26 protein-coding genes are annotated in these 26489 nt (G+C 38.3%); 11 read left to right on the top strand and 15 right to left on the bottom strand.

Annotated elements, in window-relative coordinates; translation table 11 throughout:
• Nucleotides 1-78 precede the first annotated feature (78 nt).
• Nucleotides 79-873 carry a sensor histidine kinase gene (locus QNI15_RS33450; protein ID WP_314036156.1) on the bottom strand — a complete coding sequence of 265 codons (795 nt, stop codon included), beginning with the start codon at nucleotides 871-873 and terminating at the stop codon, nucleotides 79-81.
• 213 nt (nucleotides 874-1086) lie between these two features.
• Between QNI15_RS33450 and QNI15_RS33445 the strand changes: the two genes are divergently transcribed.
• Nucleotides 1087-1566, top strand: a complete 480-nt coding sequence (locus QNI15_RS33445) for a hypothetical protein (protein ID WP_314036154.1) — start codon at nucleotides 1087-1089, stop codon at nucleotides 1564-1566.
• A gap of 127 nt (nucleotides 1567-1693) precedes the next feature.
• On the opposite strand, the gene QNI15_RS33440 is transcribed toward QNI15_RS33445, so the two are convergent.
• Together QNI15_RS33440 and QNI15_RS33435 are read right to left on the bottom strand one after the other, a co-directional pair.
• Nucleotides 1694-2050, bottom strand: coding sequence for a hypothetical protein (locus QNI15_RS33440; protein ID WP_314036153.1), 357 nt, complete (start codon nucleotides 2048-2050; stop codon nucleotides 1694-1696).
• Nucleotides 2051-2088: 38 nt separating this feature from the next.
• Nucleotides 2089-2949 (bottom strand): helix-turn-helix domain-containing protein, encoded by an 861-nt coding sequence (locus tag QNI15_RS33435; RefSeq protein WP_314036151.1) that lies wholly within the window; start codon nucleotides 2947-2949, stop codon nucleotides 2089-2091.
• Nucleotides 2950-3421: 472 nt separating this feature from the next.
• On the opposite strand from QNI15_RS33435, the gene QNI15_RS33430 reads away from it, so the two are divergent.
• Together QNI15_RS33430 and QNI15_RS33425 are read left to right on the top strand one after the other, a co-directional pair.
• On the top strand, nucleotides 3422-3931 hold the full coding sequence (locus tag QNI15_RS33430; protein WP_314036149.1) for a hypothetical protein: 510 nt from the start codon (nucleotides 3422-3424) through the stop codon (nucleotides 3929-3931).
• Between the two features lie 245 nt (nucleotides 3932-4176).
• Complete coding sequence (locus tag QNI15_RS33425) at nucleotides 4177-4566, top strand: hypothetical protein (RefSeq protein WP_314036147.1); 390 nt, start codon at nucleotides 4177-4179, stop codon at nucleotides 4564-4566.
• Between the two features lie 37 nt (nucleotides 4567-4603).
• Here QNI15_RS33425 and QNI15_RS33420 read toward each other — a convergent pair whose 3' ends face one another.
• The 5 genes from QNI15_RS33420 to QNI15_RS33400 form a co-directional block, all read right to left on the bottom strand.
• Nucleotides 4604-5104 (bottom strand): hypothetical protein, encoded by a 501-nt coding sequence (locus QNI15_RS33420; RefSeq protein WP_314036145.1) that lies wholly within the window; start codon nucleotides 5102-5104, stop codon nucleotides 4604-4606.
• Nucleotides 5105-5223: 119 nt separating this feature from the next.
• Nucleotides 5224-5919: an ABC transporter ATP-binding protein gene (locus tag QNI15_RS33415; RefSeq protein ID WP_314036143.1), complete on the bottom strand. Its 696-nt coding sequence runs from the start codon at nucleotides 5917-5919 to the stop codon at nucleotides 5224-5226.
• Nucleotides 5920-5942: 23 nt separating this feature from the next.
• Complete coding sequence (locus tag QNI15_RS33410; protein ID WP_314036141.1) at nucleotides 5943-7310, bottom strand: DUF3526 domain-containing protein; 1368 nt, start codon at nucleotides 7308-7310, stop codon at nucleotides 5943-5945.
• 2 nt (nucleotides 7311-7312) lie between these two features.
• On the bottom strand, nucleotides 7313-8761 hold the full coding sequence (locus QNI15_RS33405; protein ID WP_314036139.1) for an ABC transporter permease: 1449 nt from the start codon (nucleotides 8759-8761) through the stop codon (nucleotides 7313-7315).
• 46 nt (nucleotides 8762-8807) lie between these two features.
• Nucleotides 8808-11306, bottom strand: a complete 2499-nt coding sequence (locus QNI15_RS33400; RefSeq protein ID WP_314036137.1) for a TonB-dependent receptor — start codon at nucleotides 11304-11306, stop codon at nucleotides 8808-8810.
• A 492-nt stretch (nucleotides 11307-11798) separates the two neighbouring features.
• Between QNI15_RS33400 and QNI15_RS33395 the strand changes: the two genes are divergently transcribed.
• The gene (locus QNI15_RS33395; protein ID WP_314036135.1) at nucleotides 11799-12230 is read left to right on the top strand and encodes a hypothetical protein; all 432 of its coding nucleotides are present in this window, start codon (nucleotides 11799-11801) and stop codon (nucleotides 12228-12230) included.
• A gap of 511 nt (nucleotides 12231-12741) precedes the next feature.
• Here QNI15_RS33395 and QNI15_RS33390 read toward each other — a convergent pair.
• On the bottom strand, nucleotides 12742-13842 hold the full coding sequence (locus QNI15_RS33390; protein ID WP_314036133.1) for an NADH:flavin oxidoreductase: 1101 nt from the start codon (nucleotides 13840-13842) through the stop codon (nucleotides 12742-12744).
• 135 nt (nucleotides 13843-13977) lie between these two features.
• Nucleotides 13978-14280 carry an ArsR/SmtB family transcription factor gene (locus tag QNI15_RS33385; protein WP_314036131.1) on the bottom strand — a complete coding sequence of 101 codons (303 nt, stop codon included), beginning with the start codon at nucleotides 14278-14280 and terminating at the stop codon, nucleotides 13978-13980.
• A 349-nt stretch (nucleotides 14281-14629) separates the two neighbouring features.
• Between QNI15_RS33385 and gatB the strand changes: the two genes are divergently transcribed.
• Nucleotides 14630-16072 carry an Asp-tRNA(Asn)/Glu-tRNA(Gln) amidotransferase subunit GatB gene (gene gatB, locus QNI15_RS33380; RefSeq protein WP_314036129.1) on the top strand — a complete coding sequence of 481 codons (1443 nt, stop codon included), beginning with the start codon at nucleotides 14630-14632 and terminating at the stop codon, nucleotides 16070-16072.
• A gap of 74 nt (nucleotides 16073-16146) precedes the next feature.
• Nucleotides 16147-17307: a TlpA disulfide reductase family protein gene (locus QNI15_RS33375; protein WP_314036127.1), complete on the top strand. Its 1161-nt coding sequence runs from the start codon at nucleotides 16147-16149 to the stop codon at nucleotides 17305-17307.
• A gap of 86 nt (nucleotides 17308-17393) precedes the next feature.
• Here the strand turns inward: QNI15_RS33375 and QNI15_RS33370 are convergent, their stop codons facing one another.
• Entirely contained in the window at nucleotides 17394-19106 is a 1713-nt protein-coding gene (locus tag QNI15_RS33370; RefSeq protein WP_314036125.1) for a DEAD/DEAH box helicase, read from the bottom strand.
• 296 nt (nucleotides 19107-19402) lie between these two features.
• On the opposite strand from QNI15_RS33370, the gene QNI15_RS33365 reads away from it, so the two are divergent.
• The gene (locus tag QNI15_RS33365) at nucleotides 19403-20020 is read left to right on the top strand and encodes a hypothetical protein (RefSeq protein ID WP_314036123.1); all 618 of its coding nucleotides are present in this window, start codon (nucleotides 19403-19405) and stop codon (nucleotides 20018-20020) included.
• A gap of 262 nt (nucleotides 20021-20282) precedes the next feature.
• Here QNI15_RS33365 and QNI15_RS33360 read toward each other — a convergent pair whose 3' ends face one another.
• Together QNI15_RS33360 and QNI15_RS33355 are read right to left on the bottom strand one after the other, a co-directional pair.
• Nucleotides 20283-20858, bottom strand: coding sequence for a hypothetical protein (locus QNI15_RS33360; RefSeq protein ID WP_314036121.1), 576 nt, complete (start codon nucleotides 20856-20858; stop codon nucleotides 20283-20285).
• A 106-nt stretch (nucleotides 20859-20964) separates the two neighbouring features.
• On the bottom strand, nucleotides 20965-21729 hold the full coding sequence (locus QNI15_RS33355) for a hypothetical protein (RefSeq protein WP_314036119.1): 765 nt from the start codon (nucleotides 21727-21729) through the stop codon (nucleotides 20965-20967).
• 239 nt (nucleotides 21730-21968) lie between these two features.
• Here QNI15_RS33355 and QNI15_RS33350 point away from each other — a divergent pair, with 239 nt between their 5' ends.
• The 4 genes from QNI15_RS33350 to QNI15_RS33335 all read left to right on the top strand — a co-directional run bounded on the left by QNI15_RS33350 (nucleotide 21969) and on the right by QNI15_RS33335 (nucleotide 25129).
• A complete protein-coding gene (locus tag QNI15_RS33350; RefSeq protein ID WP_314036117.1) occupies nucleotides 21969-22955 on the top strand; it encodes a DUF2157 domain-containing protein in 987 nt (328 codons plus the stop codon).
• Nucleotides 22956-23010: 55 nt separating this feature from the next.
• A complete protein-coding gene (locus QNI15_RS33345; protein WP_314036115.1) occupies nucleotides 23011-24174 on the top strand; it encodes a hypothetical protein in 1164 nt (387 codons plus the stop codon).
• Between the two features lie 217 nt (nucleotides 24175-24391).
• Complete coding sequence (locus tag QNI15_RS33340) at nucleotides 24392-24895, top strand: OsmC family protein (protein WP_314036113.1); 504 nt, start codon at nucleotides 24392-24394, stop codon at nucleotides 24893-24895.
• 72 nt (nucleotides 24896-24967) lie between these two features.
• The gene (locus QNI15_RS33335) at nucleotides 24968-25129 is read left to right on the top strand and encodes a hypothetical protein (protein ID WP_314036111.1); all 162 of its coding nucleotides are present in this window, start codon (nucleotides 24968-24970) and stop codon (nucleotides 25127-25129) included.
• Nucleotides 25130-25283: 154 nt separating this feature from the next.
• On the opposite strand, the gene QNI15_RS33330 is transcribed toward QNI15_RS33335, so the two are convergent.
• Both QNI15_RS33330 and QNI15_RS33325 read right to left on the bottom strand, forming a co-directional pair.
• The gene (locus QNI15_RS33330) at nucleotides 25284-25901 is read right to left on the bottom strand and encodes a hypothetical protein (RefSeq protein WP_314036109.1); all 618 of its coding nucleotides are present in this window, start codon (nucleotides 25899-25901) and stop codon (nucleotides 25284-25286) included.
• A gap of 18 nt (nucleotides 25902-25919) precedes the next feature.
• Nucleotides 25920-26399, bottom strand: a complete 480-nt coding sequence (locus QNI15_RS33325; RefSeq protein WP_313985019.1) for a hypothetical protein — start codon at nucleotides 26397-26399, stop codon at nucleotides 25920-25922.
• Between the last annotated feature and the right edge of the window lie 90 nt (nucleotides 26400-26489).

Below are 26489 nucleotides of genomic sequence, written 5' to 3'. Positions count from 1 at the left end.
TAAATTTGCAACTATATAGGTGCGTATGGTATCTTTCGAAAGGATTTCCATTTAGAGTGATATTTTTTGGTTCGCATCTCAAAATTCACTCTTTTTCGGGAATCCTTTCCTTTTACTAAACAACTTCGCATTTTCAACAAAAACAATCCACAGCAGAGGGGCAATATGTACAGATTTATCATTTACCTCCTGAAGTTGAAGGGTGAGAGACAATCTGTCTCCCAATCGGATTTTTTCAAATTCAATATAGTTTTTAAGATAGTTAACTTCATCCTGAAGAGGTACAAATATTTCTTTTGCTTCATATACAGAATATCTCAGCAGATCCGACAACTTCAACAGTAGTTCTGGAACCTTATAATGTTCTGAAAGAGATAGCCCATACAGATTATTCAGGGTGTTAAATAAAAAGTGGGGACTCATTTGTGACTGCAACAACTGCAGTTCTGTTTTACTTTGAGCAAGGGCAGTTTGTGTTAAGCGAAGAGTTGTTTTGATCCGGTTTCGCACTAGACTTATGATTGCTGCAACCAGACCATTTACCAGAAACAATAGTAGGATAGTAAAGAAAAAGTGGTGGAACTGTGTATTACCAATCATTTTACTGATAAGCCACCCCATTCCCATAAGACCTATAATAACTAACCCTATCAAAACCACCAAAACAAGATTTGATGTATGTGGAGAAGTATTATATCCTAATCGTGCAACATACCTTCCTGACAACAGCCCACTCATGATAATAGCAGTAATACTTGTAGCAAACTCAAAAGCAGCACCAGGTATAGCTAATCTAAATAACCAGTAAAAGCATGTAAATAGGGTTCCTGTAATAAGAATCCAGCTGATTTGTTTCTTTAGAAGGTGATTCATTATTCTTAGATTCTCTTCAAAGGTAGATATTTAACAATCTACTCGGAATCAAAAATGACAGACAATCATCCGAAACATTCGAATAGCTTATTTAGAAGGATAAAACCGGGTTGATCATGGAATATAAGGCTTCTATCAGTGGTTAAAGAGTGCCTGTCATCATTTCTTCTTTTCACCATCAGGACATTGCATCTTGCTTAAAAATAAATCAATATGAAAACACTGACCCTATTACAAACCCTTTTCAGCAGAGATTTTAAACAGTATGAAGGCGTTCGCAGAATCAATATATATCTGTTAAGACTACTTTTTACACTCATGTTTCTGACCTATGATTCCTGGAAATATATTTTCACTCATACAGGGCCGTGGAATACAGTGGATGCAGCAGCCTGGTGTATGTGGGGCGCTTATTCCTCTATGTCTTTTATAGGTATATTCCATCCACTCAAAATGTTACCAATTGTGTTGTTTGACATTATATACAAGAGTACTTGGCTTATTATAGTAGCCTTTCCCTTGTGGTTAAATAATGAACTGGCAGGTTCTCCGGCAGAATACATGACTATGGTGTTTTCAGGAGTTATAGTTTTTGTAATTGCAATGCCCTGGGGCTATTTTTTCAGAAACTTTATAGTACCTACAACAAGCAAAATACAACTATTTAAAGAAGCCGATCCCAAATCTAAGTAAGACCAATAGATTATTTTCTTATGCATCTTTAAAAGTTTAAAAGCCGGTGTTGTAGAAGCCGGCTTTTAGTATTAGTATTAAGTTCTTATAGATCCATAGGTTATGGAATATTTCACATAAACACTATCTATACCTTTGTTACCAAACCCATTGTAGTACCCTCCAAATCTTTAAACCAGGCAAATTGCTTTCCATTAGGGAGTGTTACTGGACCAACCAGTTTTTGTCCACCTGCAGTTATAATTCTGTCTAACTGTAAACTAATATTGTCTACCTGTATATACACAATCACATAGTTATGCGGTTCGTGTCCCAATGCTGTAATCTGTCCCTGAATGCCTTCCAGAGAACCAGTGTTGATTAGATTAGCCAATGGGATACCAGAGGGTGTCCAGCCAAATAAGCTTTGGTAGAATGTAGTTGTTTTGTTAAGGTCTTTACAACCAATATCAAAAAATACTACAGGGTGGGTTGATTCTGTCATATGTCAGTAAGGATTTAAGTAATTATTACTGAACAAAGTTAGTCTGGATGGCTGGCAATAAATTGTAAAAATGTTTCCTTAGGAAGAGGAATAAAATTGGGACTGTATCGGATTTGGGAGTATTTTTGGCAAAGCAAACGATACTGACCTGGAGTCATACCCGTTCGGACTTTGAAATCCTTGATAAAATGTGCCTGATCGTAGAACAAATGTAGTGAAGATAAAGACTGATGTGGCTGACTGGCTATAGCAGTCAGGTGCTGTCCAAAACATATAATCCCTTGCATGTTTTTGACTGGAGCTCCAAAATATTGAATAGAATCTGCCCTTAACTTCTTTCGTGTACAACCCATTGTGGCACAAATTTCCGTTACAGTATTGTTGGTTATAGCTTTGCTTAAATAATGAATCTTTGGAAGCGATAGAAAATTCTTACCTTCAAGCCTGCTAATAAAATATGCTTCTATTAATTCAAAACCTGTCTGTACATCTGTAGATTCCAACAATCGTTCTCTCAACGTAAATATATCTGATTCAGCCCAATAGGTAGCACATAGTGCCTGGCTGTTGGTTTCAACTACAGGTACACGAGAAAAATAAGGCAACATACCGGGTTTTATGCCAATTACATATAGAGATATGACACCTGGATTTTCTAATGCAAACGGATGTTCATGTTTTCCATTAATCCAGATAGCAGGTAAATGTTCTTTTGAAGGTTCTGTAGTATAGGGATCAGAGTTAAAAAAATTGGCACCTATATTAATTACGATTGTCTGATATACTCGCTGAAGCGCAATCCCTGTACCCAGTCCGTTCAGATGTACAATAGAACCAACAAATTCTTTCAGAATACCTTTCGGAATATATGTAGTGGATGTACTCGTTTGCGTTTTCATGCAGAAGATAATTATATAGAGTACAAAATCTATTAAACAACCTACTCTGGTAAAACTACAAAAAAGTGTTATTCTATGCCAGTTTATCCTAGATCTACGACCTTCCACTCTCCCTGTAGTTTTAGTTTCAACGACTACTAAATCATCTTTTCATCTTTTGCAATAAGACTACACAAATAACTGTATAGAATTAGTATAAAAACTTATTCATGATAGCTGGCATTTTCTCTCATATACACACCAAAAGTTTTTTATTAAAAATTCAATTTCTGCGCAAATAGACTGCGTACGGCATCCCTTAAGTTTGCAGACCAATCAAACAGATATACCTATGTAAACGATACCTGAAAACATTACAGAGTTTTTATACTGGTTCAAAGAACGTACAGAAGCATTCTGGAATGCAAATACAGATGTAAACTCAGATGACTTTGTTTGTGAAGATTGGATACGAGGTGCTAAATGGATTGGGATGGAAGAAACTCAGATTGATGAAATTGAAAAAAAGTATGCAATCCGGTTTACACCTGACCATCGTGAGTTTTTAAAGATTCTCCATACCATTGACAGAAAAGAAGTGATCCGATATACAGATTCTTCTGAAAATGGAGAAGAAGAGATTACAGAAGAGCGGCCTTTCTTCTATAACTGGTTCACAGATGAACAGGAAATCCGGAGCAGGCTAGACTGGCCTTACCAAACAGTTCTGGAAGATGTCAAAGGTATGAATGGCGTATGGATAAAATCCTGGGGAAAAAGGCCTCAATCAGAAACAGAAAAAGAAGCCATCTTTACAGAGTGGTATAAACAAGCCCCTACCTTACTTCCATTGAAAAGTCACAGGTTTATGGTAAGTGAGCCCTGTCAGGCAGGTAATCCTATACTCTCTGTCTGGGGATCAGATATTATTGTATATGGCTGGGATCTGAGAAGTTATTTGTTGCATGAATTGGGAGATCATCTGAACAAGGTAGTCGTCTAGAATTCATTGTAGCAAGTGTGTTGTTTATTGGTTTTCTCATATTGGTTTACTCTACTCGCAGCTTGAGGTCTACCAAAGAAAAAGTATTACACAGTCAATCATTGTAGTATAAATTGCTGTTCTATTAGAATAGGCTTTTCTATTATATTTTTGGTATATCTGCAAAAATTATAAGTTTACAGTTAGCTATCCAGATAACATGTATCTGAGCAGAAATTACTAACCCCACCAAAGTCTATAATCCTATGTGTGAAAATACTTCTCAAATAAAGTTTTGTACCTGCATTGTTACATCTGAAGGAACGCCAGATCCGAAAAACACCTATATGTGGGTATTGTCACGTCTGGTAGGGCTAAAAAAAGAACACCTTATTGGAAGAGTCATGGGTTCAACTCAGGATCTGGGCAGTGGGATTACTGCAGAGACGATTGTACAGCTACTAAATGAAGGCAATTGTTTTGATTTTGATTATACACCCTCCAAAGATGACACTCTAAACATCAGTATTAGATCAGATAGCTATCAGTACTTTACACTGATATTTAGAGGTCAAAAATGGGAAGAAGGCAACAATCCATCTTTTATCAGCATAAAAGAGCAGATTGCAAAAGGTAGGTTGGAGATTAAACCATAAGTAAACTACTTTTCTGTAGGTAGTATTGAAAAATAGCTTACCACTCACTTTTTAGAATATAGCCTTTGTCTGTTATATACCAATGTTCCGTTTTTTTAATCTTTCGTTGACTTTCCAAAATCTTTGCCTTTTGAAAAATAGGTTCATAGTATTCGATCAGGACTTTTCTTCTCTCTTCACTTTCAAAACTTAGATCGGCAAACAGGTCTGTTGACTTGCATTCTTTACAACTTGAAATAATGCTTTTGTAAGTAATTTGCTCATGGATCTTGTTAAATGTAATCAGGATATCTTTTACATAGTTCCCCTGAAAATGCTTAAGTATAATAACATAAACATTATCTGTTACCTTCATCCCAAACTCTCCTCTAAATATACTTTGGCCTTTAAAGAACGAATTATCCAGTTTAACATACTGTTTTATCGCTTTTACGGATATGAGATGATTCTCCTGTACAGCATTAACAAATGCATCAAATGTCTCTGGATCTTCTCTACTTCCAGCCTTGATCTGAAAGCTAAAAATAGTGAAGAACATACTTAGGCAGGTATAAACTAATGTACGTCTCATTATCAAATGATGTTATTGTTTAAACCAAGTATAAGGCAAATGATTGTCTTAGAAAGATAGATAAAACAAAACATTTTATTACCCAATTATACCGTTTGCAAATACAACTGCTCTAATTCGGTTGCAGAGATATCTCTGGAATCAATCACAGAAACCAAATGTCCCTCCTTCATAATTCCGATACGATGGGCTACTTCTTTGGCACGGAATATATCATGTGTAGCCATCAGGATGGCTGTTCCCCGCAGCGATAGTTCTTTTAGGATTTCAGAAAATTCATTGGAAGCTTTCGGATCAAGCCCACTGGTAGGCTCATCAAGTAGTAATACCTTTGCTTTTTTGGCAATCGCAATGGCAATTCCAACCTTTTGCCTCATCCCTTTTGAATACCCTCCTACCCGCTGACTATGTGCTGTTGTTTGTAAGCCTGCCTTGGAAAGAAAGCCCGATAGTTCTTCTCTTGAATAACGAAATCCGGCCAATTGAGAGAAAAACTCAAGATTTTCAATCCCTGTTAGATTGCCATACAGGATTACCGTTTCAGGAATATAAGCCAGATACTTTTTGGTTTCAGCTGTATTTTGTGTCACCGAAATATCATTGATACTTGCCTGACCACTACTAGGCTCTATGAAACCCAGAAAACAATTGATAGTAGTAGTTTTACCTGCTCCGTTCTGACCCAGCAAAGCAAATATTTCGCCAGCCTCAATAGTCAAATTTAAGTTATGGAGAGCAACATGGTCTCCGTATTTTTTAGTGAGATTTTTAGCAGTAAGCATATAATTTGTTTACAATGAATAATTTACTGATAACGCGCATTGCGTTCCAATGGCCTTCTGAAATTAATTCCTGCCCAGACCACACAAACAACACAGAGACTAAACACAGGAATCAGAACCATACTCCAACTGACAGATACCTGATCCTGAAAATACACAAGCGGAAATGCTTTCCAGTTTTCATCTGCAACGGCAAAATCTGTGAAGATTTTCGGATAGAAATACAACCGTTTCTGTTCATGAAACTCTTCCAGTTTTTCTATAAAGTTCAAGTGGTTAGCCATATCTGATTGACTCAGATGATTACAGATTTGCTGTGTATGAATCGTAGGTACAAACAAACCAATAACCGAACTGGCTGCCTCCCGTTTCCATAGCTTTATTTTCAAATCTGTTGCATGAACAGCAGCTTCATCGTCTCCCATCTGTTGCATGGCATAATACCAAAGCCAGCTATAGTCTTTTCCTTCCGGATGCTTGTACTGGTTAAATTGCGGATAACGCTTCCGGAATTTTTGTATCGTTGGTTCTTTTGGCTGATCCCATTTAGAATGATACCCTTCCCTGCTTTCCAATACCACTCTAAATGCCTCAGATACAGGATATTTATAAACTATGACTGTATTAACGGAAGCAGGAATTACGATGGTGAGCATTACCCATACAATAAGTAGTAACAAAGCATTGTAACTTGAGTCTCTGTGAAACGATACAATCAACCAGGACATACTAAACCAGAAGCTTATATATAAAATAGCGGTCAGGCCAAAGGCAACAAAAGCATTATCTACAGGAATAGCCAGATAAAATTTAGCGATAACCAGCAATAACAATAGCACTGTAAGCACACTTACATACCGGATACATAGCTTTAACCTTAACATCTTCAATGGACTAATTGCCTGGCTCAGTACCAGACTCCAGGTTCCTTCTTCTTTCTCTTCTGAAATCAGGTTAAAGCAGAACGCAATGATGATTAGTGGAAAAAAGTATATCAGCACAAAACTAAAATCCAGATTGCCAATCAACTGATACATTGGGTTCATCAGATCGGTAGTATATTTCTGTTCTTCCAGATTACGAATAGTGACACTTAGTACAGCCGGATTAATGTCCCGTTGCCCAATAGAAAGACCTGCGAGATTGGGAGTATGATTTGCCAGGCCAAAACGAACATAGTATAATAAAAGCCCTATTTCCTTATTGACATATTTCACATTCCGATCTATGTTTTCCTGCTGGAAGTGGGCCGTCTGCTGAATAATCTGTTGATTCTTTTCAAGAAAATGCTTTCCTACATTCAAACTTATCAAGCCAGAGATAAATAACAGCAAAATCCCTGTCATTAGTCCTTTTGAACGAACGAAGTTTTTAATCAGTAACCCTGTCATAATTAGAATGCTTTAAAATGCTTGGAAGATAGTGTTACCAGAAAGTACAACCCTGATAACCAAATAATCAGAGAGATAATAGCAAGTCCCTCCTGCTGAAAAACATGGACAAAGGCGGGGAAATGGTGTCTGAAATCAGGGAACTCAGCCCAGTGCTTCCGGCTAATGATAGCCTGCTTGCCTGATGAACCTTTGGTGGTATTACTGATTAGCTTGATTTGCAGTTCGTTCATTGTCTGGGCCAACTTATAGCGGTATGCCTCAGCCTGATTTTCAAAATCATGGTAAGTAGCATAATCAGTTCCAGAGAGTGCCATTGACAGATTTTTGATAGCCATAAAGGGATTGCACAAAGCAGTCAATCGCACTACATTCTGTTGCTTTTGATAAATCGCTACCAGCTTTGCCTGATGTCTTTTATATGTTTCGGCACTAAGTCTTTCTCCTTCCCGCATCACATAGCCACCATAGTTGAATGGCAGCTTATGAGTAGAATCTACGCCATATGCTTGTAACAAGGAATCTTTTAACGCTTTAAAGTGAGGATCATTAGGATTATGACTGTCTCCCAGAGCCAATAGTTCCTGTTCTACGGCTGTATCAAACTCAACCTTAGAGGGCGAAGGATACAAACTCTGCCCTACTACCAGTGAAATTTTTGGAAGTATTAGTGTAAAGAACAACCAAAAACCGATCAGTTTAGTCAGAGCAGATTTGGAAGTATTGCTTTTTGCAGAAACAAAGACAGCCAGCAATGAAACAATAAGTAAGTACACCAAATAGGCTACAACCAATATAGCAAAGTAACCCAATGCCTGCCAATTCTCGCTTATGGCCTCATTGCAAAACAACAAAATGAGACTTATCACTGCTACAGGTGCAAAGATGGTCAGCGATACAGAAAACAGTCCCAGACATTTACCCATAATTAATTCCGGCCAACTGATACCCTGCGTGAGTAAAATCCGGAGAGTTCCATTTTCACGTTCAGCAGATATCAGATCGAATCCCCAGAAAAAAATCACCAGTGGCAGCAAAAGCTGTAAAATCAAACCAGCCGAAATCTCCCCAAACCGTAACAATCCGTTAGACAAACTGGCCTCTGAAAAATTAACGGTATTTTGCCTATGGGCTTCCAGAAAAACAGCATTACCTACATAGCTATTCATTCCGAAGTCAAAGAAGCTCAACGGAAACTTCTGACGAAAAGCCACATATCCATAATGTGCCATTCGATGAGGATGCTTATCAGGACTTTTTTCCCAGCGATGACGCACCTGATGGCTATATTCGTCTACTATCTGTTGCTGAGTTGTCAGTATTTGATATCCTGACACTACTGCAAACACTAACATCAGATTAAAAATCCCGATCAGCCAGAGTGTGCTTCGTTTTTTGATAGTACTTCTATAAACCTGCCGGAACAAAATTTTTAAAACAAAAAAGCGCATGAAAATATATATTTATAGGCTAAGTGCTTTTCTATAAATCAGACTTCTAAAATCTATAGGTAGCTGTCAGAATAAAGTTTCTGGGTGCACCCGGAAATAAACGAGTATAATTCTGAGCTCCAATCCAATAGGTTTTGTCCAGTACATTATTGCAATTAAGAGCTACTTGCATATTGCTTTTTCCAGGTGTATAATAAACTGCAGCATCAAATACAGCAAAAGCAGGTACTTCGAAATCTCTTGAGAACCAGGGAATACGACTTCCTTGTGCCTGCATACCTAATCCTATGCCGAGATCTTTCAAAACAGATGATTCACCAAAATTATAGCGAGTCCATAGATTGCCACTGTGACTGGGTGTATTCTCTTTACGCTTTCCGATCAATTCCTCATTCCGATCCATCACAATTGTGGCATCAATAAAGCTGTAGGATGCATTGATCTGCCAGTTAGAACGAATATACCCTGCAAGATCTACTTCAAACCCACGACTTCGATCAGCTCCCCTCTGCACAAGTAAATCAGGGTTGTTCGGATCATTGGCATTCATGAGAATATTCTTCTGATTGATCTCATAGATTGCGGAATTAATCGTAATTCTGCCTTTTACTAAGGTAGCTTTCATCCCGATTTCTTTTAAATCACTGATCAATGGCTTAAACTGAGCAGCAGATTGATCTGTCCACGTATAACTGCCTGTACTTGGCATCAACGTAACCGTATTGGATTGAGGCTGGTACCCTTGCAGATAGGTTCCATACACATTTACACTCTGACTTGCTTCAAATGTTACACCTATTCGGGGAATCAGAGCAGCGTTGGAAAAAGATGCTTGTTTGGGAGCATTGTAGTTGGTAATATCTTCAAACCATTCATTTCGCAAACTCAATAAGGCAGAGAACTTACCTATCCGGATTTGTTCCTGTATATAAACTGCCTGCGTTTTAGTTAATGCAGAAGGGATAGCCGTCCTGGCATTAAGTATGTATTCATTCAGATTGCGAATAGTATAGGTTGGATTATTCAGGTCAAAATAATTTACATTGGGACGTGGCAATATCTTATCACCAACTGTAATTGTCTGGTAATTGCCAGCATTCGTTTTAATAAAACTTCCTGTCACTGAGCCATCTTTCAGTAAAAATCCACGAGCAGCATTTTGTCCTCCCCCTTTTAGCTTGTACCAGTACTGCATATCGTATCCGGCTACCAGTTTGTGCGAAGTTTTTCCAAGCTGAAAATCATAGGTAAAGTAGGCATTCAGGTTATCTGTACTCCAGAATTGCTTCCGCTGCACAAACTGCATACTTACCATACTTGTCACGGTGTTACCTGCTGTATCCGAAGCAAAAGCATTGGTTGTACGATGTTCCTGTAAATCTTCTGTCCAGGTCTGCTTCATATAGGAAACATTCACACTTAGTTTCTCTGTGAATTTATGTGCAAAGCTTCCCATCAGAATCAGTTCTTTGGATTTGAAAAAGTCTGTAGGAGCGGCCAGATTTAAACTGATAGGAGTACTGTTTAGGTTGGTCTTTCCTGCTATAGCACCGAATATGGGTTGTCCTCTATCCAGATTCCCATTCAAATTACTAAAAATCACTTCTGCGTTAATGGCTGTTTTTGTATTGGGAATGTAGCTGAATGAAGGAGAAATAAGAATAGATTTATTGGATATCAGATCACGATAGGAACGGGCTTCCTGGTAGGCTCCGTTAAGACGATATAACAACGTTTTAGATTCATTTAATGGGCCGGTAAAGTCAAGTGCTCCACGAATAGTGCTAAAGCTGCCCGCACCCAATGTTATCTCTTTACGATCTTCAGCGAGAGGCTTCTTAGTAACCATATTAATACTTCCTCCCGGATCAACACTAGAAAAAGTCACTGAGGCTGGCCCTTTTAACACTTCTACTCGTTCAATATTGCTCGTAAGAGGCTGCAAAAAATAATACTGCCGGGTACGCATGCCATTAATAATCTGCCCTTCCTCGTTCTGACTGATCCCCCGGATTGCATATTGGTTATAAAAGCTGGAAGGAATTACTCCACTGGCTATTTTCACAGCATCTGCCAGTTGGAATGCCTGTCGGTCGGTGATCAACTCCTTGGTTACTGTAGATACAGACTGCGGGAGATCCTTATTTCTAATGGCAATCTTTGTAGCTGAAAAACTATAGTCACTGGTATAATTCCTTTGGGAACGTCCGACAATTTCAACACCCTGCAATTCTGTTGTTTGTGGTATTAATGTAATACTTACTACCAAATCTATCTGCTGAATAGTTGCAGTTTGTTTAACAGTTTGATACCCCACCGAACTAACAATCAAGGAATAAGCTTGACTTTGCAGGTTAGTAAACTCAAAATATCCATTTGCATCACTATGTGTTCCTTTTGAGGCAGTACTAGAACTTAACTTAATATTTGCATGTGGAAGTGGTATTCCGGATGGGTCTGTAACTTTTCCGGTAAGCACATGTTGAGCATTTACGATTTGTGAAACAAGGACAAGAAGAAGTAAAAATGGTAACTTTTTAAGCATTAAAGAGGCGGTTTAGTGGTGCTAAGTACAACATAGTTGCAAATATACACATCCAAACCAAAATGCAACACTATTGCAAAATATTTCTTTCAATTCTGAAAAGGTGCCTGCTTACCTTTGAGATTCTACTATTGGTAAATCTAACTAATAGCAATTCTTCAATATCAAGATGTTGTATATAGTTTCCAGGATAAACTTTCATCTTTACATCCAATACGAGAAGAAAAAACTACTAACAGTAACTCTATAGCTGCGAATCCTGTGCAAAACCTGGATAGGACTTTTCATAGCGATTACACTTGTTTATAGTCTCCACATCGTATTTTTTATTCAAATAACAGGTTTATATTGTCAGCTATCAAAATATAACCAGCCTACATGGTTATATTTTTTCTCAGAAATATTACATAATAAATAATCTTTTATCAGTTTCCAAGCACTTACCTATCGCCTAAATAGGTTATCTATGAATGAAAGTATATATAAAAAGCTATGGAATATTTTAAAGAAGATTATCTAACTCTTTCCTATAACGAAAGCTTGAATCTGGTTACGGCTGTATGGGATATGAAGTTTGTTAAGGCAGATCTATTTAAGAAAGGTGCACTGGCAGGATTAGAGCTATTAGCCCAAAAACAGGCAACAGCTTATCTGATAGATACAAGCCAAATGGGAGTTCTCTCTCTGGAGTTGCAACGATGGATACAATTACAGATAGAAGTTTACACAACCAAAATGAACCTGCGCTATGTAGCCACTGTAGTAGGCAAAGATGTATTCAATAAAGTGGCAGCCAAAAACATACAAAACCACGCAGAAAAGAAACAGGAAGAAGCAGGCAAAACTGTTATCACAGAGTTTTTCCAAAACCGTATAGATGCTATTCACTGGATCTCAGGTCTGAACATACACAAAGCAGCCTGACATATTCTCCGATTTTATCCTTAACCACCTATATCATACAACACGAGTTGCAAGAACAAGTTGCTTACTCCTTTGTACTTATCTTTTACCCTTACCTTATCCCTGATTATGGAACCCATATATTTTCAGAGAACCAGTGGCTCTGTCTATTGCACAATCCGGTATACTGAAAAAGAACAGTATCTATGTGAAAGTTGAGATGGAAAGTTTGGCGCCAAAGTAGAAGATGCGCGTAAATGGATTGCCTGATTTTGGATATTCAGAAATAGAGTTAATTCCATTTCCTACACAAGTATATAGATCAATCCCCTGCAACAGGATACCCTATAGGTAGCCTGTTTGTGTTATAAGTCTGATCACTTTTTGTTAAAACACTCACAGTCAACTAAATAATTCAAACTATGGTTAAATACGGGTGTTATAACTTGTAGCAACTGCTTCTTCCATCATAAAAAACCTCTGGATATATGATTGCCATACATCCAGAGGTTTATCAAAAAAATATAGTGGTTTATAGTAATGCGGCCAGTGCTTCTTTTGTAAAACCTTTCAGTTCAGCAGTACGTTCGTCACGAATCTTTTCTACCCAATTTGGATCTGCCAGTAATGAACGTCCTACTGCGGCCAGATCAAACTCTCCTCTGTCCATACGTTCTAATAACTGTTCTATAGACTGAGGCTGCGAACTTTCGCCTTTGAAAGCAGCCAGAAATTCTCCACTCAATCCGATTGAGCCTACTGTAATTGTAGCTTTACCAGTTAGCTTTTTAGCCCAACCCGCAAAGTTTAAATCTGATCCATCAAATTCAGAATCCCAGAAACGCCGTTGCGAACAATGGAAAATATCCACTCCAGCCTCAGCAAGAGGTGTCAACCAAGCTTCCATTTCTTGTGGAGTTCTTGTCAGTTTAAAGGTGTAATCCTGAGGTTTCCATTGAGATAAACGAAGAATAATAGTGAAATCCTCGCCTACACGCCGACGAACTTCTTTTATTACTTCAATTGCAAATTTGCTACGTTCTACTACTGTTTTTCCACCAAATTCATCTGTGCGCAGGTTGGTTCCTTCCCAGAAAAACTGATCAATCAGATAGCCGTGTGCGCCATGCAGTTCCACACAGTCAAATCCCAGACGTTTGGCATCGGCAGCAGCCTGACCAAAGGCATCAATAGTATCATAGATGTCCTTTTCGGTCATGCTCACACCATTGGTAAAGTCAGGCTTGTTTAATCCAGACGGACCTTCAAATGGTACTGGTGGTACCCATCCGGAATGATGGTTATACATCACACCCATATGCCATATCTGTGGCCCCATCTGACCACCTGCCTGATGCACACCTTGTATCACTTTTTGCCATCCTTCTAAAGATTTCTCTCCATAAAAATGAGGGATGTTTGGATCATTGGAAGACGAAGGACGATTAATTACTGTACCTTCTGATAAAATTAATCCTACCTGAGCTGCTGCACGTTTGCTGTAATAAGTAGCTACCTCTTCTGTAGGAATACCGTTAGGCGAAAAAGAACGTGTCATGGGAGCCATGACAATACGATTTTTCAAATGCAATGATTTCAACGTAAATGGTTGAAACAATATATCTTTTTTCATGATTAAGCTTATGAGTTTACATACAAACCAATACCATCATAGCAGGTGGAAATGATTTGATCTTGGGAAAACGCTAATCGGCAATTCGGTAAAATCCGATATCTATATTTAAATAAAAAGCGATCTATCATTCAGTTATATTTCATTCTGAATGAATTGCTCCAATAACTTTATTCCCTCTTCATTGCGTTTGTAATAGGTCCACTGACCTACCCGCGTAGCTGTTACCAATCCAGTCCTTTGTAACAAAGACAGATATTCGGATACTGTAGACTGACTCAGTCCACATTTTATCTGTATCTGCCCTACACATACACCATGGCAATCTAAAGACAATTGTTCCTGCGCAGGAAAATGTGTTTCAGGATCTTTAAGCCACGACAAAATTTGCAATCGGGTTTTATTGGACAATGCTTTAAATACTTCTACCGAATCCATAGCACAAACATATCGACTTTTTCCGATATAACAATATATTCCGAAAAAAAATTGATTAAACTATTAAATAGGAATAAAATCATCTCATTACCAGACAGATAAAATAATACTTTACTCAACCTTTGTTTATATATACAGATCTGTTAAAAGCAACATATCCGATATACGTTCTATACATTCTTTACAAATAATGTTTTTTATAAAGATCAAATTCGAACAATTGTCTTTCATTTTCAGCTAAGTTCCATAAAAATGCCTACCTTTCCGTGCTTTTTTCTCTACCTTTGTGTCACATAAGAGAAGCAGGATTAGTTATTTTTTGCATATAGTTCTCAACAATTCAATTTGAATGGAATACGAAGTTGTCATCGGATTAGAAGTACACTGTCAACTGCTCACCAACACCAAGATTTTTGCAGCTGATGCCGTTGTATTTGGCGATGCCCCTAACACTCATATCAGTGTCATTACCTTAGGTTATCCTGGAACATTGCCTAAACTCAACAAGAAAGCAGTAGAATTTGCGATCAAGATGGGATTGGCTTGTGGATCTGAAATTACACGATACAATGTATTTGCCCGCAAAAATTATTTTTATCCTGATCTTCCGAAAGGATATCAGATTTCACAGGACAAGACCCCTATCTGTGTAGGCGGAGGTGTAACTATCAAGACCAAAAATGGTGAACAGTTTATCCAACTACACCATATACATCTGGAAGAAGATGCAGGGAAGTCGATACACGCTGAAGAAGAAACAGATACACTCTTAGATTATAATCGTGCAGGTACAGCTTTGATTGAGATTGTTACTGATCCAGTAATGAAAACCTCTGAAGAAGCTGCTGCTTATCTGACAGAAGTGCGTAAACTAGTACGTTATTTGGAGATCTGTGATGGGAATATGGAAGAAGGCTCCCTACGCTGTGATGCCAATATTTCGATAATGCCCAAAGGAAGTACAGTATTGGGAACAAAGGTAGAGGTCAAGAACATGAACTCCATCCGGAATGTGCAACGAGCAATTGATGTGGAAATCGAACGTCAGAAGCGTGCGGTAGCGAATGGAGAGAAAATTATTCAGGAAACCCGGCTATTTGATGTGACAGATGGCAGAACATATTCCATGCGTACCAAAGAAACTATGAACGACTATCGCTATTTTCCTGATCCGGATCTGGCACCTTTCGTTGTTTCAGAGGAATGGCTGGTAGACATAAAGGCACAAATGCCTGCACTTCCACACGAATTGCATGAGAAATTCGTTACTACCTATAAGTTACCTGAGTATGATGCTACAGTGTTAACAGACACTAAAGAAGTAGCTTTATATTTTGACAAAGTATGTAGTCATACAACCAACTACAAATCAGCGTCAAACTGGGTGATGGGACATATCAAATCGTATCTAAATGAAAATCATCTGAATATAGCTCAATTTCCGATAAGTCCGGAAACTTTGTCAGGTTTGATTGAGTTAATTGATAAAGATAAAATTAGCCATACCATAGCTGCACATCAGGTATTTCCGTTGCTGATTCAACAGCCTGGCAAAACGGCACAACAGATTGCAGAAGAAAATAACCTGCTGAAACAGAATGACGACAATGCCTTACAAACTATCATCAACGAAGTACTGGCAGCAAACCCACAAAAAGTAAAAGAGTATAAATTTGACGGAAAAAAAAATCTGGTAGGAATGTTTATGGGTGAAGTGATGAAAAAATCCGGAGGAAAAGCCGATCCTAAACTAGCCAATCAACTACTAATTAAGACATTATCTGAAAATTAGTAGATATGTTCTCTAGTCCGCTCTAACCCTGTTTAATCATATACCGATAGTCAATGTTTATAGTATATAAAATCATGAAAAAAATTGCTCTTCTATCACTCTTCTGGATGCTTGTAATGGCCTGTGCAGGCCATGCAGCCAATGAAGTATCTGCCAATGAGCCTCAGGGAGACGGCTATGTCATTACAGGAAAAGTTAGCTTTCCATTAAGCAAAGCCAAGGTACAATTATGGAAAATTCAGGATAACAAGCTGGTTCCCGTTGATTCAGCTGGTCTGGATAAGAATAATATGTTCACATTCAAGGGCACAGTCAAAGAACCAGACTTCTATGTACTGAACTTTTACAATACACAGAAGGTGTTGATTGTTCTTGAAAACAAGAATCTGACTGTTAATGTAGATGGGAACAAACCTACTGGAGCAGTTTCTATGAGTGGCACTCCTGCAATGGATGACTTACAAAAAGTTACTGTATGGATGAACGAGGCACAACAAAAGGTAGGTGCTCTTCAGAAAGAAATGCAGGAGGCAGCACTCAGCAAGAGCGAAAGCGGACGTCGGAATGTAGAGAAGAAGCTAAATCACATGCGTGAAGAAAATATGAAACAGTTTAAATCCATTGTATCTCAGATGCAACCGGGATTATCTCAGTGGTATGCATTAAATACAGGTGTTTTAAATCCGGAAGAAGAATATAAATATCTGCTTCCTATTGTTACCAACATCAAGAAATCAATGGCAACTTCTAAGTATGCCAAAGAAATAGATGGATATGCAGCTCAACTGGAAGAATTCAGCAAAGCCCTTCAGGTAGGGCAGAATGCACCAGAAATCGCGTTAAATGATACAGATGGTAATGTACTGAAATTATCATCTCTTCGTGGCAAATATGTTTTGATTGATTTTTGGGCAAGCTGGTGTGGACCTTGTCGTATGGAAAATCCGAATGTAGTACGTATTTACAACAAGTATAAAGATAAAAATTTTGAAATCTTTGGTGTTTCGCTGGATCGGGAAAAGAAAGACTGGCTGGCAGCTATTGAGAAAGATCAGTTAACATGGAAGCATGTATCAGATCTGAAGTTCTGGTCATCTGAAGGAGCCAAATCCTATGGGGTTCGTTCTATTCCTGCTACCTACCTTATTGATCCCAATGGAAAGATCATTGCAAAAAACCTCAGAGGTGAATCATTGGAAGCGAAACTGGGAGATATTTTGGGAGAAGCCAAATAAAATAAAAATAATAAATTCTTATAACAGAAAAAGCCCCGACTATTGCTAGTCGGGGCTTTTTCTATATTATATCAGAGATTCAAAGCTTAGGACTTTCCCCCTGCCACTTCCATCCGAACAGGACGACCTTTGATTGTATTATTTTCCATTCCCTTAATTACCTTAGGAACGTCTTGTTTTTTCACTTCTACAAAGGAATATTTTTCGTAGATGTCTATCTGTCCAATATTATCATAAGCCACTCCGGTCTCACCAGTTAAAGCTCCTACAATATCATTTGGACGAACTCTGTCCATCTTTCCTACATTGACAAATAAACGAACCATATCTTTATTGCCACTACCACGACGATCACGTTGCTCTCCATTGCCTCGATCAGAACGTCTGTCGCCACTACGACGATCTCTGTCACGATCAAAACCACCTCTGCGATCATCCCGTCCGCTGTTACGATCTTTGAAGCGTGGCTTTTCATAAGAATCCAGCAGATCAGCATCATCATAGGTACTATTCTGTGCACCCATGTTGATCTTTATCAAAGCCTTGATGATATCTTCAGTTGACATACCTGCATGATGTAATGGTTCAATCATATCTGCAAATATATCTAGGTCACCTTCATCAACTACCTGCTTGATACGGTCGATAAATTTGGCCTTCTTCACTCCTACTACGTCAGCAAAAGAAGGTACTACACCACGTTCAATACGTTTTTTAGTATAGGTTTCTATTTCGCGTAAACGATAAAACTCTTTTCCTACCACAAAAGTGAAGGCTTTACCAGACTTCCCGGCACGACCTGTACGACCAATACGGTGTACATAATATTCTGGGTCTAAAGGAATATCGTAGTTAAATACGGCATCTACACCTGACACATCAATACCGCGGGCAGCTACATCAGTTGCAACCAGAATAGTAGCATTTCCTGCACGGAACTTGGTCATTACCTGATTACGGGCCTGCTGGCGCATATCCCCATGTAATCCTTCTGCACCATAATCTCTACGAATCAGTTCTTCTACGACTTCATCAACCTTACTTTTCATGTTACAGAAAACAACAATCTGTTGTAACTGATACAGATCAATGAGGCGACACATTACTTCGATTTTAGCCTTAGCTTTGATTTCAAAGAACAACTGCTCAATATTTTCGGCAGTTAACTCATTACGCACCACTTTTACAATAGCTGGATCATGCTGAAAACGTTTGGTCAGTTGCATGATCTCTTTAGACATAGTAGCTGAGAACAATAATGTCTGGCGTTCTTCTGGTAGTTGCTCCAGGATACCCTCGATATCGTCCCGGAATCCCATGTCCAGCATTTCATCTGCTTCATCCAGAATGGCAATCTTTACATTATCCAGCTTCAACGTTTTACGCTCTAAGTGATCAATTACACGACCAGGAGTACCTACTACTACCTGAGCACCTTCACGTAAAGCACGAATCTGACGGTCAATAGGATCTCCACCATATACAGTCACACATCGAATATTCAGATACTTGGAAAGACGTTTTAACTCTTCAGTCACCTGCACAGCCAATTCACGGGTGGGACAAAGAATCAATGCCTGTGTATTTCTTTTGCTGCCATCGATCTGCTCCAGTGCAGGAATTCCAAATGCAGCTGTTTTTCCGGTTCCTGTTTGTGCCAGACCAATAACATCACGGCCTTCTAAGGCAACAGGAATGGCTTCGGATTGAATGGGCGACGCTTCCTCAAAGCCCATGTCAGTAACAGCACGTTGGATTTCTTCGGAGAGGGGTAATTCTGAGAATTTAATTTTTTGCATTTTAAACTTTTGATTAATTGGATTAAGAATGCCATGATATGTGATTTTTACCGCTAGATGCTTGATTAAAGGAAAGCATGGGATTAAAAGTCAAAATCGTGGCCATCCAAAAATCACCTGAATCATGGTTCAGAAAACATGAAACCCATCTGACAGCCAAACATTTCGGAGAAAAATCCAATATTTCCCGCTATCTGATGGATTCTAAGAACTTTTTTGCAAAGATAGTGAAATATTTGAATTCACGAATATGGAAATTTTATTCCACCCGCATCTATATGTAAAATCCAACTCACATGCATCTCTTACATGCTAACCATAAAAGAATCTATTACGTTCCCGGGTTGATAAGTCTGCTTGTATTACCATTCTTATTAGGGAAGATATATTTTCATGAAAAGCAGAGACAAAATCAGCGAGTAATATCCGTCCTAGCCAAACATCCCTATCTAAATAGAGAGGCATTTAGGTTTATTCCTGATTTCCCAAGTGAACGTAATTATCTTGATATTTCAATTACAGGAGAGCAGGAAACTGATCTGATAAAACTCAATTATGCACAGTTGCGAATTAGAGAAATTGTCAGGTTGCAGAACTGCATGTACGGTATACACATTCTTTTTTCAGATACAGCCAGCTACTGGACACTTGTAAAAGCAATAAGTATCTGTAAAATGGAAAAAATTAATATGTATATCCTTTATAAGAAAGGATTATGGATTTATTATATGCCACCTAATACTGTTGTAATAAATCCTATGTATACTACACCTATTTGTGATAATACGAGTACGATTGAAACTATATGGGATGATACTTCTTTACCACTTCCCTGGTACAAAATCTCTGTCATTCAATATCTCATTGCCGGATTTGTAGCATTCTTGTCCATAGTTATTCTTAACAGGAAATAAACCACTTTATTTCAAAAGTCCTTAATTACTTTTTTTGGCTCAAAAAAATACACAACTAGCACACTAGTAATCAACGCATTATACATTAACAAAACTATTGAAGTAGAGTTTATTGTTAAAAACAAATCACCTCTCTATTCTATACTCAATGGTTTACCTTCATCTCATTTATTTATTAAACGGATAGGGTCAAAAAGAATTAGCCGAATGAATTTTCTGGCTAATTCTTTTTGAAGTCATTCACATCTTTTCTCAAAATATTTTATTTCTTCTGTAAAAACATAGTCTGCAAACACTTCCAGAGCAATTTCTTTTTCTCAGTATTGAGTTGTAGTTCAAATAAGCTGTCTACCAACAAAATATCTACACCTTCCACAGAAGCAGTCTTGTATGCTTCCAGTGGAATCTGAATATCCAACTCCCGAAACTCTATCCCAAAGCTAATGATTTGATTGACCACCTTGTCTTTCAAGATTTCAATTAAGGTATCACGTTGAGTGTTGGCATTTACCAGATCTACATCTTCCAGACGAAGTTTAACAGATGATAGAATTTTGCTTAACAAGTCTTTGTCTTCAGGAATCAGAAAATTGCCTTGTATATTGTTGTAGATAATTACAACCTGGTTCCGATTCTTAGGCAAAGGAGGAGAAGTAATTACTGGGATTTTTGGAATTTCAATGGTTTTACTCTGTGTCTCATATTTAGGAATTTGAGGCTGTGATATTTCTGGTTCAGGTTCTGCCACAACCGAAACACTCCTCAAATCTTCTGGAATAATATAAATTGTTTCTGTAAGCAGAAACTGTAAAGCATCCGTAGTTAACTTCTCTGACATACACGTTATTCGTTTGCTACAAAGGTCTGCATTTTTTCACAAAGCTTTGCAGCAAAAAGAGAAAATTGCGGGATCATTTTCCGTACAGATTATCCAAAAAACTAACTCATTGCAGACGAAAGATAAAACCTGTCTGCATCCCCCAAACATTTATATCACTGTAATAGCGTTGAAATATTCCGCCAAGGGTGCCATACCCTTTCAATCGATGCCACTGAAATAGTTGATATTCCACTCGGGCGTTGATTTCCCGACGAGGCATGATACCAAAATGAGATTCCGTAGCGCGATACTCCAGGCCACCACCCAATTTACCTTCTTTCAATCGCAGATCACCACCCAGCGTCCATTCAAAATAGGCATTGTGATCACCAAAATTTTCTATCATGGTTCCAAAGCCAGCCCGGACTGTAACAGGACGTGTATTTACAAAATTTAGCTGAACAATCTGCCAGTCAAATGTACCCAACGACTTAATCTTCCCTTCCAGCGCATCATCTTCCATCAGGAAGTTGTACCGAAAGTCCATAGAGAATAAGCCCCAGTTACCTCTAATACGTGGTAGAAGCCAGTAGTTATCAGGTGGCTGGATACCTACCTGAGGCATTACGTCCAACGAAATGATAGAAGGAATCGTATCTTTTTGATTTAGCTGATACATCTGCCAGAGTATCATTCCTTTCCCAGCCTGCCAAAATGCCCAGAGAGCAAACGCACTATTGTTTCCACTACGACCATTGTCGCCAGATGAACTTTTCCCACTGCTGGGAGAATGGGAATGTGAAGCTTTTTTAATTTTGTCGATTTGACCATATCCTACACATGTCCACAACACTAGTGTGGCAAGCAGAAGTGGTTTCAGTGATTTCATTGGAGTATACAGTTAACATAAATTGCAGTATAATTACAGATTTTTACAACATGGGAAATTTGTGATTGACCAAAAGCAATTATCATACCTTTTTTTATACGAAACAATGACATTTAGCCATTTTTCTGTAAAGGTTACTTTTCACCATTAATCTCATACAAGTACAGATTATATTACATAGGTGAGTAATACTCAACACCTTATTGCATTCCTGCTACAGACACTGTACTTTCGCTTTCATGCACAAACACATTCTGAATGAACTTAGTACCAAGGGATTAATTTCTGAGACACAAAGTAAACAGATCGAATCCTATGAAACCAGCAAGCCATTTTCTCTACATTGGGAACTGAAAACTGTATTGTACCTGGGTGTTATTTTATTGAATCTGGGGCTGGGATGGCTTATTTATGATAATATAGATAGTATTGGTCATGGAGTTATTATTGGAGGTATAGCAGCTATCTGTATAGCCTGTTTTGCCTACACGTATCGTAGCAGGGTCCCGTTTTCATGGCAGCAGACAGAAAGTGCTTCTCCTTATTACGACTATGTACTATTGCTGGGTTGTTTAATGTTTGTGATTCTGGAAGGATACCTACAATATCAATATGAGATTTTTGGTACACGCTATGGTCTGGCTACTTTTATTCCAATGACATTCTTTTTTGGAGTAGCTTACTTTTTTGATCACAGAGGGGCGTTGTCACTTGCGATTACAGCATTGGCATCCTGGCTGGGTGTTGCTGTAACTCCTGCTGATATTCTCAGCAGCAATGATTTTGGCGATTCTAAACTTGTATGGACAGGTGTACTCCTGGGTGTTATACTTTGTGCTCTTGCCTTTTTCAGTGAACAGCAAGACCGAAAAAAACATTTTGCTTTTACTTATCTTAACTTTGGTATTCATATACTCTTTATTGCCAGTCTGAGTGGCTTGATGATTCTGAAAATCTGGGCAGTATTTTTACCTCTGCTTATTCTGACTATTGCTTTTTTTATCTGGTACGCCCGCAACCGTACGTCTCTCTATTTTATGGTAGTAGCCTTGATATATGGATACATTGCTCTTACCTATCTGGTCTTTCAGATTGATAGGGACTATACAATGGGCGAAGCACTTGTATACTTCTATACACTCTATTTTATGAGTTCGTGTGCCGCTATCATTGTTTTTCTACTTAAGTATAAAACCATTTTGCGTATTAAAAACACAGAGCAATAAAACCACAGGTTTACACTATCTTTTTTAATTCAACCAGACTTTGCTACAAAAAAATATGCTTGCCTATAACCCTCAATGGCTGGATAATACCCAGATACAGGAACAAATCAAAAATTGGTTTAAAAAGAATCTGATTACACAGGAACAATCTTTCCTCATTCAGCAACACTATCCAGCAAGTTTCTACACTCCCAATGCCTTTATTCGTATTGGTCTTGGCTTCTTCGCTGCCATTTTGCTGGGAGCTGCTCAATTATTTTTCTGGGTAGTAGTAGGTTTGGCAACCGGCGGTGATGAGATGTTTGGTATTGTAGGATTTTTTTATCTCATACAGAGTATGGGATGCTTCTTTATTCTAGAATCATTCATTAAAAGACGTCATCATTATGCCAGTGGTATAGATGATATATTACTGTACACAACTGTAGGAGAAATAATTGCAGGAATGTGCTTACTATCTCCATATATAGATGATCCTATCCCCTACTTTTGTATAGGTCTGCCGTTTCTTATAATTGGAGCAGTCCGTTATATAGATCGGATTCTCACCCTGTTAGCCTATGGTTGTCTGCTAACCATTGTGTTGCTTATTGTCAATAAGATACCCGGATTAGCATTGTATCTTTTACCATTTACAGGAATAGGATTTTCACTTACTGCCTACTTTTTAGTAAGAAAGTATCAGAAGTTGCATCATCTGAGATATTGGTCTGGCAATTTTCAGATAGTGGAAATAGTGAGTCTGATTACATTCTATCTGAGTGGCAACTTCCTGTTTATTCAGGAAAGTGCTGAAGAGCTTTTTGGATTGCCAGTTGTTCCAATGGGTTGGTTCTTCTGGACTTTCACCCTATCAGTGCCACTTGGCTATATGTATCTGGGTTTGAAAAATAAAGATCGTGGTATGCTTTGGATAGGATTAGGTTGTGTTGCCTTTGCAGTATTCACTTTCCGCACCTATTTTCACGTAATGCCTCTTCCTTATGCAGCTAGTCTGGCAGGTGGGTTTCTATTTGTACTAGCCTATGTAGCCATTCAATATCTGAAAAAAGGGATTCCGGGTTTTACCTATGAACCGGAAGATACAAATAAACCTGTTTTTCTGGAAGCGGAGGCGCTGGTTGTTGCCCAAACATTTGGACATGCACAAACCCCTGAGAATGATTTATCTTTTGGTGGTGGTAAATTTGGTGGTGGTGGAGCAGGAGGTGATTTTTAAGATTTTCCCTCATCTTTTTTAGGATAAAAGACATTATAAAACCATACAATCTATGCTTTTAAGGCTCTGTTTGTATGGTTTTGTTTTTTCACTATATATGGAAAATTCCACCCTGTCTCTCAACAAAATTCTTTTTTTATAAAAATGTGCTACCTTGTTTTAACAAACGTGGTACTCCCATAACTGATGACAACCATCACTTTAACCATTTGATTATATGACTTCTGAAGAACTTAAAAATCTGCAGGCTCCTTTAAAAGAAAAATACAGAGAACAACCCGATGTAGCGATGATTACCCTCAAAGCCCAAGGTATAATTGGTGAAGGTATTTCATGTAAAGTAGAGACAGGTAAAGCCTTAGTTGAAGCAGGCCTTCATCCGGCCACAGGTGGAACTGGTTTGCTGGCCTGTTCGGGAGATATGTTGCTGGAGGCATTGGTTGCCTGTGCAGGAGTAACTCTTCGGGCAGTAGCAACAGCCATTGGTGTCGAGATAAAAGGAGGCGCAATTAAAGCAGAAGGAGATCTGGATTTTCGTGGTACACTGGGCGTGTCCAAAGAAGCATCTGTAGGATTTAAGGCTATTCGTCTTTCTTTTGAACTAGATGCTGAACTATCTATAGAGCAGCTGCAAAGTCTTGAGAAATTAACAGAAAGATACTGCGTTGTATATCAGACGCTGGTTAAAGGTGTACCTGTCGCAACTTCCTTTGTAAGATGATCTGAGCTTCTCCGCTGTAGGCTGTTATAGATGCTAAAACACCCACTATTGCTACCTGGCCAATAATAGAGTATGCTTTACACAGTTTTACAATACTTCCCATTGTTGTCCTACCATGCCTCTCTGTTAACAGGATATTATAATCATCAGGCAGAAATCAGCAAAATACCTGAGGCTGAAAACCAACCTGAAGATGGCGAGCATTTGACAGAAAACAGTCCAGCAATTGGATAAAGTATGGCAGGAATGGGCCAATACACATCAGTATATCCTACACCACAAAGCAAATAAGATTTCTAATAAAATACCGCAACAAAAAACGATTTTCTCTTCTACTTCTCACCAATGGAAAAATAGAAGAGAAAATCGTTTAAAACACTGCTCTGGCCTATTTCAATGAAACTTTTACAGTTTCACCTTCATTTTCTATAGTGATAAACTTTTCAAGTCGGTCAGAATGCTCTACATTATAGTATTGTCTTGTATAATAATCCGTCCGTCCATACCCATCATATCCCGATCCCTGATATACATTGGCACTGGTTGTATGATGCCAGTCCAGAATAGCCTGAATAAAATATTTCCCAGGTTTCATCTGCTTAAATGTAAACCGTCCGTATTCATCTGTATTGGTAGCCAAACCATATCTGGCAGCAGCATCCGAAAGGTATACACGGGTTTTCTTTCCTTCTTTCTTGTTGCGTAAGTTATACCACTCCTCAAAATAAGGAGTTACCGGATATAAGACTACCCGAATATTAGCCCCATATATTCTTTTTGCCAAGGGAGCCTTATAACCAAGATTAGTTTTAGGCTTGGTAAAGGCCACTCCCTGAATAATAGACTTCCCAATGGCTAAAGCAGATTTGGCCTGTAAGCTATCAAAAGGTCCAGAAGGATAAATAACATTGACCTTGTTTTTATTGGCAATCCGATTAGCTCTATCTACCGGGTTACATCCCATAATCAGGATGCATCCCCAAATAAACACACAGAAAAATTTCATAGCAAAAACAGGTAAGGTTTACTTAATCAACATATCCGTACCGATCATGCTTATTTTACCTGTGATCTGTAGTGTTTCATTGGTAGTCGTATTTTTTCTAACAGTCACATTATCATTGGCCACATCCAGCGAAATAGTCAGTTTATTGTTTATAATAACTACCCGTTCGCCTGCAACTTTCTCTGCAGGTTTAGTCTGTTTGCTTAATGTTATATCATATAACCCATCTTGGCGAGTTGTCACCTTTCCGGTATACTCCCGTTCAAATCCCGGATCTCCAATAATCTTCACAGTAGCATCAGATCCGCTGGTCGATACAGATACTTCGGCATTATAAATATATCCTAACTGAGTTTGGGGGTCATCTACGACCTGTATGTTTCCTACAAAAGTACCTAAGCTCGAATTGCCGGGAGCAGGATCATTACTATTCTTTTTACAGGCAGAGAATGAGATAGCTAAAACAAAAAGAAATAATCTAAAAGTGCTCGTTTTCATATAAATGGTTTGTACTAATGGATTGAAAAAAGAGTATTCTGTATAGTTTGTGTGCTCATTTTGCAACACATAATTTGAGGAGTTTGCAAT

This window comes from Xanthocytophaga flava (genome assembly GCF_030068545.1).
Taxonomy (GTDB): Bacteria; Bacteroidota; Bacteroidia; order Cytophagales; family 172606-1; genus Xanthocytophaga; species Xanthocytophaga flava.
The sequence above is the reverse complement of the archived record's forward strand: the minus strand, read 5'-3'. Positions and strand labels throughout refer to the sequence as shown.